We start from the raw sequence: 16,091 nt of genomic DNA on the forward strand, positions 1-16,091 counted from the left end.
GCCGCGGCGCCGCGCAGCACCCCGAGCACGTGCCCGCTCAGGGCGCGCACGTCGAAGCCGTCGCACGGGGTGGGGCGGGGCAGGTCGTCGGGGGTGAGCGCGCCGAGCAGCGCCGCCGCCTGGTCGGCGGTGCGGCGCAGCAGCGGGCGCGGGTCGGTGTCGGGCGGCTGGGCGGTGTCGCGATCGAGCATGCCCGCAGCGTGCGCCCGGTTACCTGACAGCTGCGGTCAGGTTGGCCTGCGCGCGCTCAGCCGCCGGGGGAGAACGCGAGCGCGGCGGCCAGGAACGTGTCGTTCTCCGCGCGGGAGGCCACGGTCACCCGCACCCCGTCGGGCTGGAACGGCCGGACGACGACCTTGTGGTCGAGGCAGTGCGCGGCGAACGGGGCCGCCTGCTCGCCCAGCGCCAGCCAGACGAAGTTCGACTGCGTCGGCGGCACCGTGAACCCGGCCGCGACCAGCGCGTCGCGCACCCGGACCCGCTCCTCGACCACCTCGGCGCAGGAGGCCAGCAGGTTCTCCGCGTCGCCCAGCGCGGCGATCGCGGCGGCCTGGGCCAGCGAGCTGACGCTGAACGGCGAGCAGACCTTGCGCAGCGCGGTGATCACGTCGACGCCGCCCACCGCGTACCCGACGCGCAGCGCGGCCAGCCGGTAGGCCTTGGAGAACGTGCGCAGCACCACCAGGTTGGGGTGGCGGTCGACCAGGGAGAGCCCGTCGACGACGTCCGGGTCGGTGACGTACTCGTGGTAGGCCTCGTCGAGGGCCACCACGACCTCCGGCCCGACCGCGGCCAGGAAGCGCTCCATCTCCTCGCGGGTGACGACCGTCCCGGTGGGGTTGTTCGGGCTGCAGACGAACACCAGCCGGGTGCGCTCGGTGACCGCCGCGGCCATGGCGTCGAGGTCGTGGCGGAACCCGCCGTCCAGCCCCACCGTCACCGCGGTGGCCCGGCCGATCTGGGTCACGATCGGGTAGGCCTCGAACGACCGCCAGGCGAAGATCACCTCATCGGTGGGTCGCAGGCAGGTGGCCTGCACGAGCTGCTGGCACAGGCTGACCGACCCGCAGCCCACGGCGATCCGCTCCGGCGCCACCCCCAGCTTCTCCGACAGCCGCCCGGTCAGCCCGGTGACGGCCAGGTCGGGGTAGCGGTTGCCGCCCGCGGCGGCCTCGGCGATCGCCTCCAACACCGCTCGCGACGGCGGCAGGGACACCTCGTTGCTGGCGAGTTTGATCGCTCCCGGGATGGTGCGGCCCGGCACGTACGCCGGAAGGCTGTCCAGGTCGGCGCGGATGGAGGTCATGGGTCGAACGGTAGCTGCCCGGCGCCGACCGGGGCCCGGGCCCGTGCGACTCTGTGGTCATGACCGAGATCCGTACGGAGGCCGTTCCGCTCGTCGACGGCAGCGTCCTCCGGCTCACAATCGCGGAGCCGGTCAGCTCGATCCGCGGGGGGATCGTCGTACTGCACGAGGCACGGGGTGTGACCGACACCGTGCGCGGGCTGGTATCGGGTCTCGCCGGGGACGGCTGGCTGGCCGTCGCGCCGCACCTCTACCACCGGGACGGCGCCGACGAGCTCGACGGCGCCACCGACGCGCACGTCCGCGAGCACGTCGACCGGCTCGACGGCCAGCAGGTGCTGGCCGACACCGACACCGCGTTCGGCTGGCTCGCCGACCACGACGTCACCGCCGACCGGATGGGCGTGATCGGCTTCGACCTGGGCGGCTCGGTGGCCGTCATGATCGCCGCCGAGCGCACCCTGGGCGCTGCCGTGACCGTCGGGGGCGGGGGCGTGCACACCCCGGCCGGCCGGCTCGACTCGCTGATCGAGGTGGCCTCCGGGCTGACCTGCCCGTGGCTGGGCCTCTACGGCGAGCCCGACGGGACCACCGAGGAAGGCGACATCGACCGGCTGCGCAAGGCCGCGCAGGCGTCCGAGGTGGCCACCCAGGTCGTCGTCTACCCGCGCACCGGGCACCGCTTCGACGACGACCCCGCCCACGCCGACGACGCCTGGCAGCGCACCCTGAACTGGTTCGACTCGCACCTGCGCTGAGCCACACCCACCGCGGGTGCGACGTGGGTCGCGGGCACTGTCTGCCGCCCGCCGGCTGATGCATGCTGGCCGGCATGACGACCGCCGAGACCCCCGACGTCCTGTGGGCCCCGGACCCCGCGCACAGCGGCCCGATCACCGAGTTCGCGGCCCGCGTGCGGGAGCGGGCCGGCGTCGACCTGCCCGACTACGCCGCCCTGCACGAGTGGTCGGTGACCGACCTGGAGGGCTTCTGGTCGGCCGCGGCGGAGTTCCTCGGCGTCCGCTGGCACGACGAGCCCACCGCCGTCCTGGGCTCGCGCGCCATGCCGGGCGCCGAGTGGTTCCCGGGCGGCACCCTGAACTACGCCGAGCACGCCCTCACCCCCGGCCCGGGCCGCGAGGACGCCGACGTCGCGGTCCTGTTCGCCCGCGAGGACGGCCTCGAGCGCGAGGTCACCCACGCCGAGCTGCGCGAACAGGTCGGCCGGGCCCGTGCCGGGCTCGGCCGGCTCGGCGTGGGGCGCGGCGACCGGGTCGTCGCGCTCGCCCCGAACTGCGTCGAGACGCTGGTGCTGTTCCTGGCCGCGGCCAGCCTGGGGGCGATCTGGTCGTCGTGCTCGCCGGACTTCGGCGCCCGCGCCGTGCACGACCGCTTCGCCCAGGTCGAGCCGGTGGTGCTGCTCGCCGTCGACGGCTACCGCTACGGCGGCAAGGCGTACGACATCCGACCCACGGTCGACGCCCTGCGCGCGAAGATGCCGACCCTGCGGACCACCGTCCTGCTGCCCTACCTCGACGAGTCGGCGACGCTGAACGGCGCCGAGGCGTGGGCGTCGCTCGTCGCGGAGCCGGGCCCGCTGGAGTTCGAGGCGGTGCCCTTCGACCACCCCCTGTGGGTGCTCTACTCGTCGGGCACCACCGGCCTGCCCAAGGGCATCGTGCACGGTCACGGCGGCATCGTCCTGGAGCACCTCAAGGCGCTGCGCCTGCAGATGGAGCTGGGGCCGGGGGAGCGGTTCTTCTGGTTCACCACCACCGGCTGGATGATGTGGAACTTCCTCATCGCCGGCCTGCTGGTGGGCGCCACGGTCGTGCTGTTCGACGGCAGCCCCGGCCACCCCGACCTCGGCGCCCTCTGGCGGCTCGCCGAGGAGCACCGGATCACCTACTTCGGGGTCTCCGCGCCCTACGTCCAGTCCTGCCTCAAGGCCGGCCTGCGCCCCCGCGACGAGGTCGACCTGTCGGCGATGCGCGCCATCGGCTCCACCGGCGCCCCGCTCTCGGTCGAGGGCTTCCGCTGGATCGGCGACGCCGTCGGCGAGCACGTGCAGATCTGCTCGGTCTCCGGCGGCACCGACGTCTGCGCCGCCTTCGTCGCCGCCGCCCCCACCGTTCCCGTCTGGCTGGGCGAGCTGTCCTGCGCCGCCCTGGGCGCCGCCGTGGTGGCCTACGACGACGAGGGCCGCGAGGTCGTCGACGAGGTGGGCGAACTCGTCATCACCCGGCCCATGCCGTCGATGCCGGTGGCGTTCTGGGACGACCCCGACGGCAGCCGCCTGCGCGCCGCCTACTTCGAGGACTACCCGGGCGTGTGGCGCCACGGCGACTGGGTGCGCAGGACCCCCCGCGGCTCCTACGTCATCTACGGCCGCAGCGACTCCACCCTCAACCGCGGCGGAGTCCGCATGGGCACCGCCGACTTCTACGCCGTCACCGAGGGCTTCGACGAGGTGCTCGACTCGCTGGTGATCGACACCACCGAGCTCGGCGCCCGCGACGAAGGCGCCCTGCTGTGCTTCCTCGTCCTCGACGAGGGCGCGTCACTCGAGGGGGTGGAGCCCGAGCTCCGCCGCGCCCTGCGCACCGAACTCTCGCCCCGCCACGTCCCCGACCGCTTCGTCGTCATCGACGCCGTCCCCAGGACCCTCAACGGCAAGAAGTGCGAGGTACCGGTCAAGAAGATCCTCGCGGGCGCCGACCCCGACCGGGCCGTCAGCCGCGACGCCCTCCAGGACCCCGACGCACTCGCCCCGTTCCTCGCCCTGCGGACCCCGGGCCCCCGTGATCGGGCTTGAAGGGCCTGTGTACCCTGGTGAGCGTTGGAGGGCCGAGAGGCCCCGGGAGGCTTCGCCTAGTCTGGTCTATGGCGCCGCACTGCTAATGCGGTTTGGGGTAACCCCCCATCCCGGGTTCAAATCCCGGAGCCTCCGCGCCGGCGGCCGGCTGAGTCGGCCGCCGATAACTGAAGATCATGCGCCCGTAGCTCAACGGATAGAGCATCTGACTACGGATCAGAAGGTTAGGGGTTCGAATCCCTTCGGGCGCGCCACGAAGCCGCAGGTAGATCGTCCAGACAGCGATCGCCTGCGGTTTCTTGTCGGTCAGGACGGCAACGGTGCGCGGTGGCGTACCAGGTCCGAGCCTCCAGGGGCGGGCCTCGGCCCAGCGAGCGGGGGCACTTGCTGATGCAGACGCCACGCCGCGTTCGTGATGTTGCCGGTCGCCACTACGAGCAGGCGCTGTGGGCGACCCGCCGAGCAGGTGCCCGTCGCGGAAGTCCCGGTCCTTGGTCACCACGACCCGGTCGTCGCGTCGGTGGTGCGGTTGCCGTCGGGTAGCTGAGTCGTGTGGACGGCGTCGTGGCCCGCCTCGGTCAGAATGTCGCGAGGCGAGCCGGAAGCTGAGCGTCGACGAGGGACTTCACGCGCCGAGGGGGACCACCCGCTGGCGGCCGACGGCCACCGCCGCATACTCCAGCGCGGCCAGCACGTCGTCTCGTTCGAGGTCCGCGTAGTCCTCGAGCACCTCGTCGACCGTCATGCCCGCCGAGAGCAGCTCCAGCAGGCTCTCGACGGTGTGGCCGGGCGGTTGGGGACCGCCCGGCCGAGTCGGCCGCGCCAGTCGAACCGGAGCCGGGCGTGGTCAACCGTGCCCGGTCAGCGGTACGTGCCGAAGAACTCCCGGACGTCGGCGAGCAGCAACTCCGGCTCCTCCAGCGCGGCGAAGTGGCCGCCGCGGTCGACGTCGGTCCACCGCACGATGGTGTTGTCCAACTCCGCGTACCGCCGGATGGCCACGTCGTGGGCGAACACGATCACCCCGGTGGGGACGCCGGAGTTCACCGCGGGCTCCCAGGACCGGGGCTGCGCGTAGCCGACGTAGGCCGCCGAGCCCGCCGTGCCGGTCAGCCAGTAGAGCATCACGTCGGTGAGCAGCCGGTCGCGGTCGACGATCTCCTCCGGGAGCGTGGACCGCGGGTGGGTCCACTCCCGGAACTTGTCCATGATCCAGGCGAGCTGCCCGACCGGGGAGTCGACCAGCCCGTAGGCGAGGGTCTGCGGGCGGGTCGACTGGACCGCGATGTAGCCGAACTCCTCCTGCATGAACGCCTCGATCCGGGCCACCCGGTCGCGCTCCAGGTCGGTCAGCGCCGCGCGCTCCTCGGCCGACTGCGGCATCGACGGCAGGCCGGTCCCGCCGTTGAGGTGCACGGCGACCACCCGGTCCGGGACCACCCGTCCCAGCTCCGTGGAGACCCCCGCCCCCACGTCGCCGCCCTGGGCGCCGAACCGCTGGTAGCCGAGCCGGCTCATCAGCTCGGCCCAGGCCCGGGCGATCCGCTCGGTCGTCCAGCCGCCGTCGGACACCGGACCGGAGAAGCCGAAGCCGGGCAGCGACGGGATGACCACGTGGAACGCGTCGGACGCGTCGCCGCCGTGCGCGACCGGATCGGTCAGCGGGCCGACCAGGTCGAGGAACTCGACCACCGAGCCGGGCCAGCCGTGGGTGAGCACCAGCGGGAGCGCGCCGGGGTGTGCCGAGCGGGCGTGCAGGAAGTGGATGCGCTGACCGTCGATCTCGGTGGTGAACTGCGGTACCGCGTTGAGCTCGCGCTCGGCCGCCCGCCAGTCGTAGCCGTGCCGCCAGTGCCCGACCATGCCGCGCAGCCAGGTCGTGGGGACCCCGGTGTCCCAGCCGTCGCCGGGCAGCGGGGCGGGCCAGCGAGTGGCGTCGAGCCGGGCAGCCAGGTCGTCGAGCTCGGCCTGCGGGATGTCGACGCGGAACGGGTGCAGGTCCTCGGTGTCGCTCATACCGATGACAGTAGGAGCCGGTTAGGACAGCTTGTGTCCTAACCGGATGCCAGAATCGTCGACATGGCGGAGAGCTCGGCGCGGCTGCTGCGCCTGCTGTCGTTGCTGCAGACCCAGCGCACCTGGTCCGGTGGCGAGCTGGCCGAGCGCCTGGAGGTGGACGTGCGGACGGTCCGCCGCGATGTCGACCGGCTGCGCTCCCTCGGCTACCCGGTGCACGCCACGGCGGGGACTGCCGGCTACCGGCTCGGCGCCGGCACCCGGCTGCCCCCGCTGCTGCTCGACGACGACGAGGCCATCGCGGTGGCGGTCGGCCTGCGCGCCGCGGCGACCGGTGGGGTGACCGGCACCGAGGAGTCCTCGGTGCGGGCGCTGGCCAAGCTGGAGGCGGTGCTGCCCGCCCGGCTCCGGCACCGGGTCGCCACCCTGGCCTCGGTCACCGTGAGTCTGCCCGGCGGCGGCCCCTCGGTGGCGCCGGACGTGCTGGTGGCGGTGGCCACGGCCTGTAGGGCCACCGAACAGTTGCGGTTCGACTACGCCGGTCACGACGGCACCGCGACCGTCCGGCGGACCGAACCGCACCGGCTGGTGCACACCGGGCGGCGGTGGTACCTGGTGGCCTGGGACCTCGACCGGGACGACTGGCGGACCTTCCGCGTCGACCGGCTGCACCCCCGCGTCCCCACCGGGCCCCGCTTCACCCCGCGCGCCCTGCCCGACGACCTGCCCCTGTTCGTGGCCGGCGGGATCACCACCCGGCCGTACCGCTACCGCGCGCGGTTCACCCTGCGGGTGCCGGTCGAGGTGGCCGCGGACCGGATCGCGCCGACCGTCGGCGTGCTCGAAGCGGTCGACGAGCACTCCTGCACGCTGCACGCCGGATCGAACTCGCTCGACGAGCTGCTGCTCTACGTCGGGCTGTTCGGGTTCCCGTTCGAGGTGCACGAACCGCCCGAACTGGTGGCGCACGTGCAGGAGCTGGCCACCCGGCTGGCCGCTGCCGTGCACGGCCGCTGAGGACCGCTCGCAGCGCAAACGGGTTGCGGGCGCCGGGGCACCCGCTGCTACCGTGCTCGCGATCGCGACCCGGCCCTTGGAGGTGAGACCCATGTTCGGTGCAAGCACGTGGGTGCTCCCCTCTCCGTCTCGATCGGGCGATTGACGTAGGTGTCGCCAGGAGCGCCCCACCAGGCACTCCTGAGAGGGCGAACCTATGGAATCTGCGCAGTTCAGCGCGGGCGCACCGGCGACGATCGGCAGCCGTGCGCTGATCACCCGCGTCGACGGGACCCGGTGGCACGCCGTGGAGGACGACCGGGTCGTCGGCCGCGGCGAGGCGTCGCACCGGCCCGACGGCCGGGTCTTCCTCAGCATCGACACCTGGCTCGGGGCGGTCTTCGATCGGCTCGCGGCCGCGATGCTGGCGGACCTGGCGGGTCCGGTGCGGACGCTGGTCGACGAAGCCGACCACGACATCACCTCCCGCTGGGAGCGGGCCGGGCTGGCGGTCCGGCGCCGTGAACGGCAGTACCTCGTGGCCACCGACCCGCCGGCCACCGGGCTCGACACCGCGCCGACGCCGTCGGGGGTGACGATCCTGCCCCTCGGCGACGCGGACGAGCGCCCGCTGCGTGAGCTGTACGAGGCGATCCGCGCCGAGGTCGACGCCGGCCCGGGCTGGGACACGATGCCGGTCGAGATGCCGCCCCGACCCGCCGGGGCGCCCCTGGGCGCGTCGACGTACGCCGTGGCGGCGGGCGCCGACCGGTACGAGGGGCTGGCCCGGGTGGTCGCGCGCCGCCGGCACGCCCGGATCGGGCTGGTCGCGGTCCGCGCCGGCCAGCGCCGCCGCGGCATCGCCCGGGCGCTGCTGGCCGAGGTGCTGGGCGGGTTGCACCGTGGCGGGATCGAGGCGGCGACGGCCGACGTCGACGCGTCCAACAGCGCGGCCACGGCGCTGCTCGGCGGCATCGGCGCCCGGCACGTGGGTGGCGTCGTGGAACTGGGGCGCGGCTGATGGCGAAGGCAGCCGGGGCCATCGAGGTCCGGGGCACGGTCGTGGAGTGCCTGCCCAACGCCATGTTCCGGGTGGAGTTGGAGAACGGGCACAAGGTGCTCGCCCACATCAGCGGCAAGATCCGCAAGCACTACATCCGGATCGTGCTGCTCGACCCGGTGCTGGTGGAGCTGAGCCCGTACGACCTGAACCGGGGCCGGATCCTGTTCCGGTACCGGACGTAGCGCGAGCCTCCCGCCCGCTCCGTCGAGAACGACGTCATCGTTGATTGGACCGGTCCAATTTCACGACAACGTCGTTCTCGACGGGCCTCGAGCTCCACCGGCGCGGGGAGTGGCTGACCAAGAAGCACTCCGGATACGACACGCCCTGGTACACCGACCACCACAACACGCTGACCATCGGGAACGACCCGCCGGTCGAGCCGCTGGGCGACCCGTTCGACGACATCGCCGCGCGCGGCTCCCAGACGCCGATCGTCTCGGCGACCGACCCGACGCTGATCGCGCAGGGCCAGGGGAGGGCTGGTTCTACGCGCTCGGCGACGCCACGCCGCTCTACAACTGGGACGACGCGCAGCGCGACGACGTGCGCCACGCCAGCCGGTCGGTGGTCTGGCTGCAGCCCGACCACGTGGTCGTCTACGACCGGGCCGAGACCGCGACGGCGAACCGCTTCAAGCGCTTCTGGCTGAACGTGCCGGCCCGGGCCGAGGTGGCCGGGCCGCTGGCGACGGTCCGCACGCCCGGCGGGCAGCAGCTGTTCAGCACGACGCTGCTGCCGGCCGGGGCGGTGATCACCTCGGAGCCGGCCGCCCCGAACGCGGGCACGACCGCGCTCGGCGAGCCGATGAGGTTCCAGGTGCGGGTCGAGGCGCCCGGCGGGCCGCCGTCGGTCCGGTTCCTGCACGTGGTGCAGGGCGCGGACGGTGGTGCCGCGGCCGACCCGGCGACGCTGGTGGAGTGCAGCGGCGGTCGTCCGTACGCGGGTGCCGCGGTGGCGGGCACGGCCGTGGTCTTCCCGGTCGACGTCGGCGCGGAGGTCGACGCGACCACCGTGCCGGTCCCGTCCGGGGTGAACCGGGTGCTGGTCACCGGGCTGGCCCCGAACGCCGGCTACGAGGTGGGCAGCGGCGGCGGACAGGTCACCGTGACCAAGGGCGGCGCGACCGCCGCGGACGCGGCCGGGGTGCTCGTCGTCACCCCATGAGATCGACGCGGAGTAACGCCGGGTCGTCCGCGTCCGAACCGACGGGCGGAGCGGAACCACGCGCGGACGGGATGGCCGATGGGGGCACGTGACGAACGGTTCGGTCACGTCCGGGTCGAGGTCGACCGCGCGACGGGGCTGGTCGAGGTCTCCGGTGTCGCCGTGCCCCGGGTGCTGCTGCGCCGCCGCGGGGCCGAGCCGTGCTCCGCGCGCTTCCCGATCGGCACGCGCGACCCGGCCCGCCTCGACCTGCTCGCCGCCGGCCACCGGTGGGTGGTCGCGCCGGCCCGCGGCGGGCTCACCCGCCGATCCCATCGCGTCGAGGCCCGCCGCGGCGCGGTCCGGCTGCGGCTGGTGCCGTGCGCGAGCGGGCGCAGCAGGCTGCTGCGCGACGGCCGTGAGCTGGGCCAGCTCCGCTCGGTGCCGCACAGCGGGTCGAACCCCGAGGTGTCGGCCCGCTGGCGGCCGTCGGGGCGGGTGGAGCCCGTCGACGCGGCCGTCGGCTACGCCCTCGCCGCCGGCTTCGGCACGGGTGCCCGCCCCTGGTTCGCCCGGCTCGTCACCGCGCTCGTACGCGGCTGACCACCCGCGGACGGTGTCGGACGCCAGCTCACGGCCGGTCGGGACTCAGCGCCCGGTCAGCCCCACCACCGCCGCGACGACCCGCGGCCCGTAGCCGAGGTCGGGGTCGTTGTGCCCGACCCCGGGCACCTCCACGAGGGCGGCGCCGGCCGCGTCGGCGACGGCGGCGCTCTGGGTGAACGGCACCGTCGCGTCGTCCGGCCCGGCCACGACGACGACCGGCGCGGCGACCGCGCCGATCGCGTCCCGGACCGGGAACCGGTCGCGCAGCAGCAGGGCGCCGGGCAGGAACGGGTAGTGCACGGCGGCCATGTCGGCCAGCGAGGTGAACGGGCTGCGCAGCACCAGCCCGCCGACGGGCCGTTCGAGGGCGAGCCGGGTGGCGACGCCGCCGCCGAGGCTCTCCCCGAACAGGACCAGCCGCGCCGGGTCGACGCCGCGCTCGTCGACCAGGTGGGCGTGCGCGGCGCGGGCGTCGGCGGCCAGCCCGTCCTCGGTGGGCGAGCCGGGGTTGCCGCCGTAGCCGCGGTAGTCCAGCAGCAGCACGGCCGACCCGGTGGCGGCGATCGCCCTGGCCAGCGGGGCGCGGACGGCCCGGTTGCCGGCGTTGCCGGGCAGCACGAGCACCGTCGCCCCGGTGGGGCGCGCGGTGGGCGGGGCGTACCAGGCGGTGAGGTCGAGGCCGTCGTCGGTGCGCAGGACGACCGCCGAGCCGCCGTCGAGCACCTGCTCGGCAGCCGCGGTGGGCGCGCCGGAGGGCAGGTAGACCAGCCGCCGCTGGAACGCCCAGGCCAGCGCGAGCACCAGCACGGCGACCACGAGCGCGACCGCCCCGACCCGCACCGCCGTCCCCACCGACCCAGTGTCTCCCGGCAGACGCCGTCGAGAACGAACTTGTCGTGATCATCCAGCCCTGTTGATCACGACAAGTTCGTTCTCGACGGGGGGCCGGACGGGAGGGTCAGGTCGAGGGCGGGCGCGAGCGCCGCTGCGGGCGGCGGGTCTTGGGTTGCGTCGGGGCCGGTCGCGACGGCCGCGGGGTGAGCGGGCGCCGCACCGGGGCGCCGGCCGCCACCTCGATCTCCTCGTCCTCGTGCCGGATCGCCAGCGGCTCGCCGTCGAGCACCTCGTAGGTGGCGCCGTCGTGGCGCACGGTGACCCGCATCCGCCGGCCGTGGAACCCGAACCGGAACGCCAGCCGGGACAGCCCGTCGGGCAGCGCCGGCCGGAACGACAGCCTCCCGTCGACCTGGCGCAGGCCGCCGAACCCGGCCACCAGCGCGATCCACACCCCGGCCAGCGCGGCCAGGTGCAGGCCGTCGCCGCTGTCGTGGTCGGCGTCGCGCACGTCGGCCAGCGCCGACTCGGCGACGTAGTCGTGGGCCAGGTCGAGGTGCCCGACCTCGGCCGCGAGCACCGCCTGCACGCACGCCGACAGCGACGAGTCCCGCACCGTGATCCGCTCGTAGTAGTCGACGTTGCGGGCCTTCTGCTCGGCGGTGAACGCGTCGCCGCGGGCGAACATCGCCAGCACGAGGTCGGCCTGCTTCACCACCTGCTTGCGGTAGAGCTGGAAGTACGGGAACCCCGACTGCAGCGGGTAGGAGTCGGCGTCCATCCCGTCGAAGTCCCACACCGGCTGGTCGGTGAACCCGGCCGACTGCGGGTGCACGCCGAGGTCGGTGTCGTACGGGACGAACATCGCGTCCGCGGCGGCGAGCCACTGCCGGCGCTCGTCGTCGTCGACGCCGAGCCCGGCGGCCTCGTCGGGGAAGCGGCCCGCCCAGTGCGCGGCGCCGCGCAGGTTCCGCTGCGCCATCAGGTTCGTGTAGACGTTGTCGTCGCCGATCGCGCTGTACTCGTCGGGGCCCGTCACGCCGTAGATGTGGAACGCGCCGTCGCGGGTGGTGTGGCCCAGCGACGCCCACAACCGCGCGGTCTCCACCAGCAGCTCCAACCCGACCGTGCGGGAGAACTCCTCGTCCTCGGTGGTGTCGACGTAGCGGATCACCGCCTCGGCCACCGCCGCGTTCACGTGGAACGCCGCCGTGCCGGCCGGCCAGTAGCCCGAGCACTCCTCGCCGGCGATCGAGCGCCACGGGAACGCGGCGCCGCGCAGGTCGAGCTCGGCGGCCCGGGCGCGGGCCTTGGGCAGCGTCGCGTACCGCCACCGGAGCGCGTCGCGGCTGACGTGCGGGCGCAGCGCGGTCATGACGTGCAGCACGAACATCTCGGTGTCCCAGAACGAGTGCCCCTCGTAACCGGTGCCGGTGAGCGCCTTGCCGGCGACCGCGCGGCCCTCGGCCCGGTCGGTGGCCTGCAGCAGGTGCCACAGCGCGAAGCGCACGGCCTGCTGCAGCTCCGGGTCGCCGTCGACCTCGACGTCGGCGTGCTCCCAGAACTCGTCGAGGATGGCGCGCTGGTCGGCCACCAGCCCGTCCCACCCGGCCGCGCGCGCGGTGGTGACCGCCGCGGCCACCTCGTCGCGCACGGCAGGCAGCGCCCGGTGCTCCGACCAGGCGTAGCCCAGGTACTTGACCAGCACCAGCTCCTCGCCGGGCTCCAGTCGCACCGCGACGGTGAACCGGGCGGCGTCCTCCTCGCTCTCGCTGTGCACCTCCACGTCGCGGGGCGCGTCGATCTCGTGCTCGGCGGCGGCGCCGAGCACGAACCCCGTGCGGCGGGTGCGGTGCAGCAGGGTGAGCCGGTCGCCGGAGGTGCGGTGCTCCAGCGGTTCGAGGGGGTGGCGCAGCAGGTCCTTCGTGTTCAGGTGCGACGGGCGCAGCGGCTGCTGCTCGTTCGCCACCAGCGCCGACTGCAGGACGACGTCGACGGCCCGGTCGACGGCGCGCACCGCGTAGCGGACCGCGGCGGCCGTGCGGTGCCGGAACGACACCAGCCGCTCGGAGGTGACGTCGACGACCTCGCCGCCGGGCGAGCGCCACCGCAGCTCCCGGCGCAGGGTGCCGGCCCGCATGTCCAGGACCCGCTCGTGGCCGGTCAGCTCGCCCTCGCGCACGTCGAGGGCGTGGCCGTCGAGGAAGAGCCGCACCAGCGCCCCGTCGATCGTGTTGACCAGGGTCTGGGTGGCCTCCGGCTCGCCGGCGCGCTCCTCGGTGTAGACCATGGTGCGCAGCTCGTGCAGCCCGGCCAGGTAGGTGCCGGCCTGGGCGACGGGTTCGCCCTCGTCGAGCACGCCGCGGATGCCGAGGCAGCCGTTGGACAGGGCGAAGGTGGTCTCGGTCTCGGCGAGGTCGTCGTGGCGGGGACCGGCGGGTTCGCGCAGGACCCAGGGTTCGACCGCGTACGCGTCGGGGCGGGGCACTCCGGTCCGTTCCCGAACCGGATGCGTTTCATGCCCCGCTGGGCGGTTTGCCGGCGATCAGGAGCGGTGGGCCGGGTCGTCGTAGCGGTCGCAGCGCAGCGGCAGGACCGTCGGGGCGACCGGCGGCAGCCACGAGCGCGGTGCGCGGGAGAGGCTCACCCCGAGTGCCACCCACAGCAGCCCCAGCCCGGCCCCGGCCAGGTGCCCGGCCAGACCGTTGCCGATGGCGTAGGCCGGCAGCACCGCGAGGACGGGGTAGGTCCCGCAGGCCAGCGGGAGGAAGCGCCCGCGCCCGGCCCAGCGCCGGGCGCGCAGCACGGCGGCCCCGGTCAGCACCATGCCCGCCCAGGTGCCCACGGCCCCGACCGGGAACAGCGGCGACACCGACCGCGACGCGTCGATCGCGGCGATGGAGTGCGCGAGCAGGTCGGTCACCGCGCCGGCGATGGCCACGGCCAGCCCGACGATCGCCAGCCGGCCGGAGCCGGCCAGCTCGGAGGCCGCCAGCCCGCCGAGCGCGGCGACCAGCAGCAGCAGCGCGACGGCGCTCAGCGCCATCCACGGGGAGAAGCCGTGGGTCGCGAGCGGGAACGCGCTCGCCGTCAGGCCCAGCGCCAGCAGCATCAACCCGGCCGCGGTCGCGCAGACCCCGGCGGCCCGGGTGCCGGGCACCGGGGGGATCGCGCGGATCACGGTGCCCCGGCGCCGGAGGCGGGGAAGGTCGGCATACCGCGATGGTAGGAACCGCACCCCGTCGGGCACATCGGTGTTGCTACCGATCCGGGAAGGTTGGCGCAGGACGTCACGGCGGCTACCCGACGAAGATGCAGAACGGGTGCCCGGCCGGGTCGGCGTACACCCACAGCGGCTCGTCGGGGTCGTCGGTGCGGTCGAGCAGCACGCGCGCGCCCAGTGCGAGCGCGCGCTCGTGCTGGCGGGCCAGCTCGTCGGTGTCCGGGACGGTCATGTCGAGGTGCAGCTGCTGGGGCACGTCGTTGGACGGCCACGTCGTCACGGGCAGCTTGTCGACCTGCTGGAACGCCAGCGGGAAGCTGCCGCCGCGCAGCACCAGCCAGTCGGCGGTGTCCGGCTCGCCCGGGGCCGGCGGCTCGTCGCCGGGGCGGTAGTGCAGCCCGAGCAGCTGCCGGTAGAACTCGGCCAGGGCGCGGACGTCGGTGGCGTCGAGGACGGTCGTGCTGAGCACGGGGTAGGTGGCGTCGTCGGTCACGCCTCGGAGCCTGGCACGGCCGGGCCCGGCGCGCAGGGCAACTCGGTGGCCCTCCGGTGCGGCCGCTCCCTACGATCCGCCGCATGTACTTCTTCCGCCTCCGCTGAGCGCCGCTCGCGGTCCACGGGACGCACCCCGCCGCGGGTGATGCGGGACGACCGACGGTCGTCCCGGGTCGCGGCGTGGGAGAACGACGGTGGGTGGTGGAGCGTTCCTGGTCGCCCGGAGCGTGCGGGGCATCGAGGACGTGGTGGCCGCGGAGATCGGCCGGCGCGGGGTGGGCGAGGTGGTGGCGACCGGCCACCGCGAGGTCCGCTTCCGCGCCCGCCGCGCCGCGGACGTGGCCGGGCTGGCCACGGCGGACGATGTGTTCGTGCTGGTCGCGGACGTCGACGGGATCGGGCGGTCCCGCGCGGGCCTGGCCCGGCTGGCGGCCGCGGTCGCGGCGTCGGACCTGGACGCCGGGTTGGCGGTGCGGGCGGAGTGCGGGGGGCCGCCCGGGACGACGGTCGAGGTGTCGGCGTCGTTCCTGGGGCGCCGCTCGTTCACCCGCTTTGACGTGGAGGACGCCGTCGGTGCGGCGCTGGCCGCGCGGCTGCGCCTGGCCTACCACTCGCGGCGCGACGGGCGGCGCCCGCCGGAGGGCGGGGTGAGCTGGCGCGTCACCCTGGTCGACGACCGGGCGTCGGTGGCGGTGCGGGTGGGGGCGCGCCCGCTGCACCGCAGGGCGTGGAAGGTGGCCTCGGTGCCCGGGACGCTGCACCCGCCGCTGGCCGCGGCGATGGTGGCGCTGGCCGGCGTCGGCCCGGGCGACGTCGTGCTCGACCCCTGCTGCGGGGCGGGCACGGTGGCGGTCGAGGCGGCGCGGGCCGGGGCGGTGGCCCTGGGTGCCGACCTCGACCCGGTGGCGGTGGCGGCGTCGGCGCGCAACGGGCGGGGCAGCGCCGTGCGCTGGCTGCGGGCGGATGCCGGGGCGCTGCCGGTGGCCGCCGGGTCGGTGCGCCGGGTCCTGCTGAACCCGCCGTGGGGGCGGCGGGTGGAGCCGGCCGGGATGCTGGCGCGCCGGCCCGACCAGCTGGGGCGCGAGGTCCGGCGGGTGCTGGCGCCGGGCGGGTCGGCCGTCGCGCTGGTCCCGGACGGGGCCGGGGTGGCCGGGCTGCGGGTCGAGCGCCGGGTCCCGGTGGCCCTGGCCGGCTCCCGGCTGGCGATCCTGGTGCTGGGGTGAGCCTCAGCGGGCGTCGTAGGCGTTGCGGGCCTCGACGACCTCGCCGATGTGGGTCTCCGCCCAGTCCTCCAGGCCGCGCATCAGGTCGAGCAGGCTGCTCCCGAGGTCGGTGAGCGCGTAGTCGACCCGCGGCGGCACGACCGGGTGCACGGTGCGGGTGAGCAGGCCGTCGCGTTCGAGCGCGCGCAGCGTCTGGGTGAGCATCTTCGGGCTGACCCCGTCGACGCGGGCGGCGAGCTCGGAGTAGCGCAGCGAGCCGTCGGCGAGCGCGATGACGACCAGCATGCTCCAGGTGTCGCCGATGCGGTCGAGCAGCGTGCGGCTCGGGCAGGTGCGGTCGTGGACGTCGCCCTTCACCAGTTCACTAT

At 74.8% G+C, this 16,091-nt stretch carries 17 protein-coding genes and 2 tRNA genes; 10 read left to right on the top strand and 9 right to left on the bottom strand.

Going from position 1 to position 16,091, the window contains the following annotated elements; all coding sequences use genetic code 11:
• Together KIK08_RS10565 and hisC are read right to left on the bottom strand one after the other, a co-directional pair.
• Nucleotides 1-191, bottom strand: a 191-nt coding sequence (locus KIK08_RS10565) for a maleylpyruvate isomerase N-terminal domain-containing protein (protein WP_214402877.1), incomplete at its 3' end; no start/stop codon positions are given.
• A 56-nt stretch (nt 192-247) separates the two neighbouring features.
• Complete coding sequence (gene hisC, locus KIK08_RS10570) at nt 248-1,306, bottom strand: histidinol-phosphate transaminase (protein ID WP_214402878.1); 1,059 nt, start codon at nt 1,304-1,306, stop codon at nt 248-250.
• Between the two features lie 59 nt (nt 1,307-1,365).
• Between hisC and KIK08_RS10575 the strand changes: the two genes are divergently transcribed.
• From KIK08_RS10575 to KIK08_RS10590, 4 genes are all read left to right on the top strand, one after another.
• The gene (locus KIK08_RS10575) at nt 1,366-2,064 is read left to right on the top strand and encodes a dienelactone hydrolase family protein (protein ID WP_214402879.1); all 699 of its coding nucleotides are present in this window, start codon (nt 1,366-1,368) and stop codon (nt 2,062-2,064) included.
• Between the two features lie 74 nt (nt 2,065-2,138).
• Complete coding sequence (locus KIK08_RS10580) at nt 2,139-4,121, top strand: acetoacetate--CoA ligase (RefSeq protein WP_214402880.1); 1,983 nt, start codon at nt 2,139-2,141, stop codon at nt 4,119-4,121.
• Nucleotides 4,122-4,166: 45 nt separating this feature from the next.
• Nucleotides 4,167-4,256, top strand: a tRNA-Ser gene (locus KIK08_RS10585).
• Nucleotides 4,257-4,299: 43 nt separating this feature from the next.
• Nucleotides 4,300-4,375, top strand: a tRNA-Arg gene (locus KIK08_RS10590).
• Between the two features lie 371 nt (nt 4,376-4,746).
• Here the strand turns inward: KIK08_RS10590 and KIK08_RS40970 are convergent.
• Together KIK08_RS40970 and KIK08_RS10600 are read right to left on the bottom strand one after the other, a co-directional pair.
• Entirely contained in the window at nt 4,747-4,947 is a 201-nt protein-coding gene (locus KIK08_RS40970; protein WP_256446189.1) for a DUF433 domain-containing protein, read from the bottom strand.
• Nucleotides 4,948-4,982: 35 nt separating this feature from the next.
• Nucleotides 4,983-6,137: an epoxide hydrolase family protein gene (locus tag KIK08_RS10600; protein WP_214402882.1), complete on the bottom strand. Its 1,155-nt coding sequence runs from the start codon at nt 6,135-6,137 to the stop codon at nt 4,983-4,985.
• Between the two features lie 63 nt (nt 6,138-6,200).
• Between KIK08_RS10600 and KIK08_RS10605 the strand changes: the two genes are divergently transcribed.
• The 5 genes from KIK08_RS10605 (at nt 6,201) to KIK08_RS10625 (ending at nt 9,945) form a co-directional block, all read left to right on the top strand.
• Nucleotides 6,201-7,154 carry a helix-turn-helix transcriptional regulator gene (locus KIK08_RS10605; protein WP_214402883.1) on the top strand — a complete coding sequence of 318 codons (954 nt, stop codon included), beginning with the start codon at nt 6,201-6,203 and terminating at the stop codon, nt 7,152-7,154.
• 196 nt (nt 7,155-7,350) lie between these two features.
• Entirely contained in the window at nt 7,351-8,154 is an 804-nt protein-coding gene (locus KIK08_RS10610) for a GNAT family N-acetyltransferase (protein WP_214402884.1), read from the top strand.
• Nucleotides 8,154-8,378, top strand: coding sequence for a translation initiation factor IF-1 (gene infA, locus KIK08_RS10615; protein ID WP_214402885.1), 225 nt, complete (start codon nt 8,154-8,156; stop codon nt 8,376-8,378). The genes KIK08_RS10610 and infA overlap by 1 nt, the downstream gene beginning before the upstream one ends.
• Before the next feature lie 364 nt (nt 8,379-8,742).
• The gene (locus KIK08_RS10620; RefSeq protein WP_214402886.1) at nt 8,743-9,363 is read left to right on the top strand and encodes a hypothetical protein; all 621 of its coding nucleotides are present in this window, start codon (nt 8,743-8,745) and stop codon (nt 9,361-9,363) included.
• 78 nt (nt 9,364-9,441) lie between these two features.
• On the top strand, nt 9,442-9,945 hold the full coding sequence (locus KIK08_RS10625) for a hypothetical protein (RefSeq protein WP_214402887.1): 504 nt from the start codon (nt 9,442-9,444) through the stop codon (nt 9,943-9,945).
• Between the two features lie 45 nt (nt 9,946-9,990).
• On the opposite strand, the gene KIK08_RS10630 is transcribed toward KIK08_RS10625, so the two are convergent.
• The 4 genes from KIK08_RS10630 to KIK08_RS10645 form a co-directional block, all read right to left on the bottom strand.
• The gene (locus tag KIK08_RS10630; RefSeq protein WP_308257562.1) at nt 9,991-10,800 is read right to left on the bottom strand and encodes an alpha/beta hydrolase; all 810 of its coding nucleotides are present in this window, start codon (nt 10,798-10,800) and stop codon (nt 9,991-9,993) included.
• A gap of 106 nt (nt 10,801-10,906) precedes the next feature.
• Nucleotides 10,907-13,270, bottom strand: coding sequence for a glycoside hydrolase family 65 protein (locus KIK08_RS10635; protein ID WP_214402888.1), 2,364 nt, complete (start codon nt 13,268-13,270; stop codon nt 10,907-10,909).
• 57 nt (nt 13,271-13,327) lie between these two features.
• On the bottom strand, nt 13,328-13,942 hold the full coding sequence (locus KIK08_RS10640; RefSeq protein WP_214402889.1) for a hypothetical protein: 615 nt from the start codon (nt 13,940-13,942) through the stop codon (nt 13,328-13,330).
• Between the two features lie 139 nt (nt 13,943-14,081).
• Nucleotides 14,082-14,498 (bottom strand): VOC family protein, encoded by a 417-nt coding sequence (locus KIK08_RS10645; RefSeq protein ID WP_214402890.1) that lies wholly within the window; start codon nt 14,496-14,498, stop codon nt 14,082-14,084.
• Between the two features lie 196 nt (nt 14,499-14,694).
• On the opposite strand from KIK08_RS10645, the gene KIK08_RS10650 reads away from it, so the two are divergent.
• A complete protein-coding gene (locus tag KIK08_RS10650) occupies nt 14,695-15,723 on the top strand; it encodes a methyltransferase domain-containing protein (RefSeq protein ID WP_308257563.1) in 1,029 nt (342 codons plus the stop codon).
• A gap of 3 nt (nt 15,724-15,726) precedes the next feature.
• Here KIK08_RS10650 and KIK08_RS10655 read toward each other — a convergent pair whose 3' ends face one another.
• Entirely contained in the window at nt 15,727-16,080 is a 354-nt protein-coding gene (locus KIK08_RS10655; protein ID WP_214402891.1) for a winged helix-turn-helix transcriptional regulator, read from the bottom strand.
• Nucleotides 16,081-16,091 lie beyond the last annotated feature (11 nt).

Source organism: Pseudonocardia lacus (genome assembly GCF_018531445.1).
Lineage (GTDB): Bacteria > Actinomycetota > Actinomycetes > Mycobacteriales > Pseudonocardiaceae > Pseudonocardia > Pseudonocardia lacus.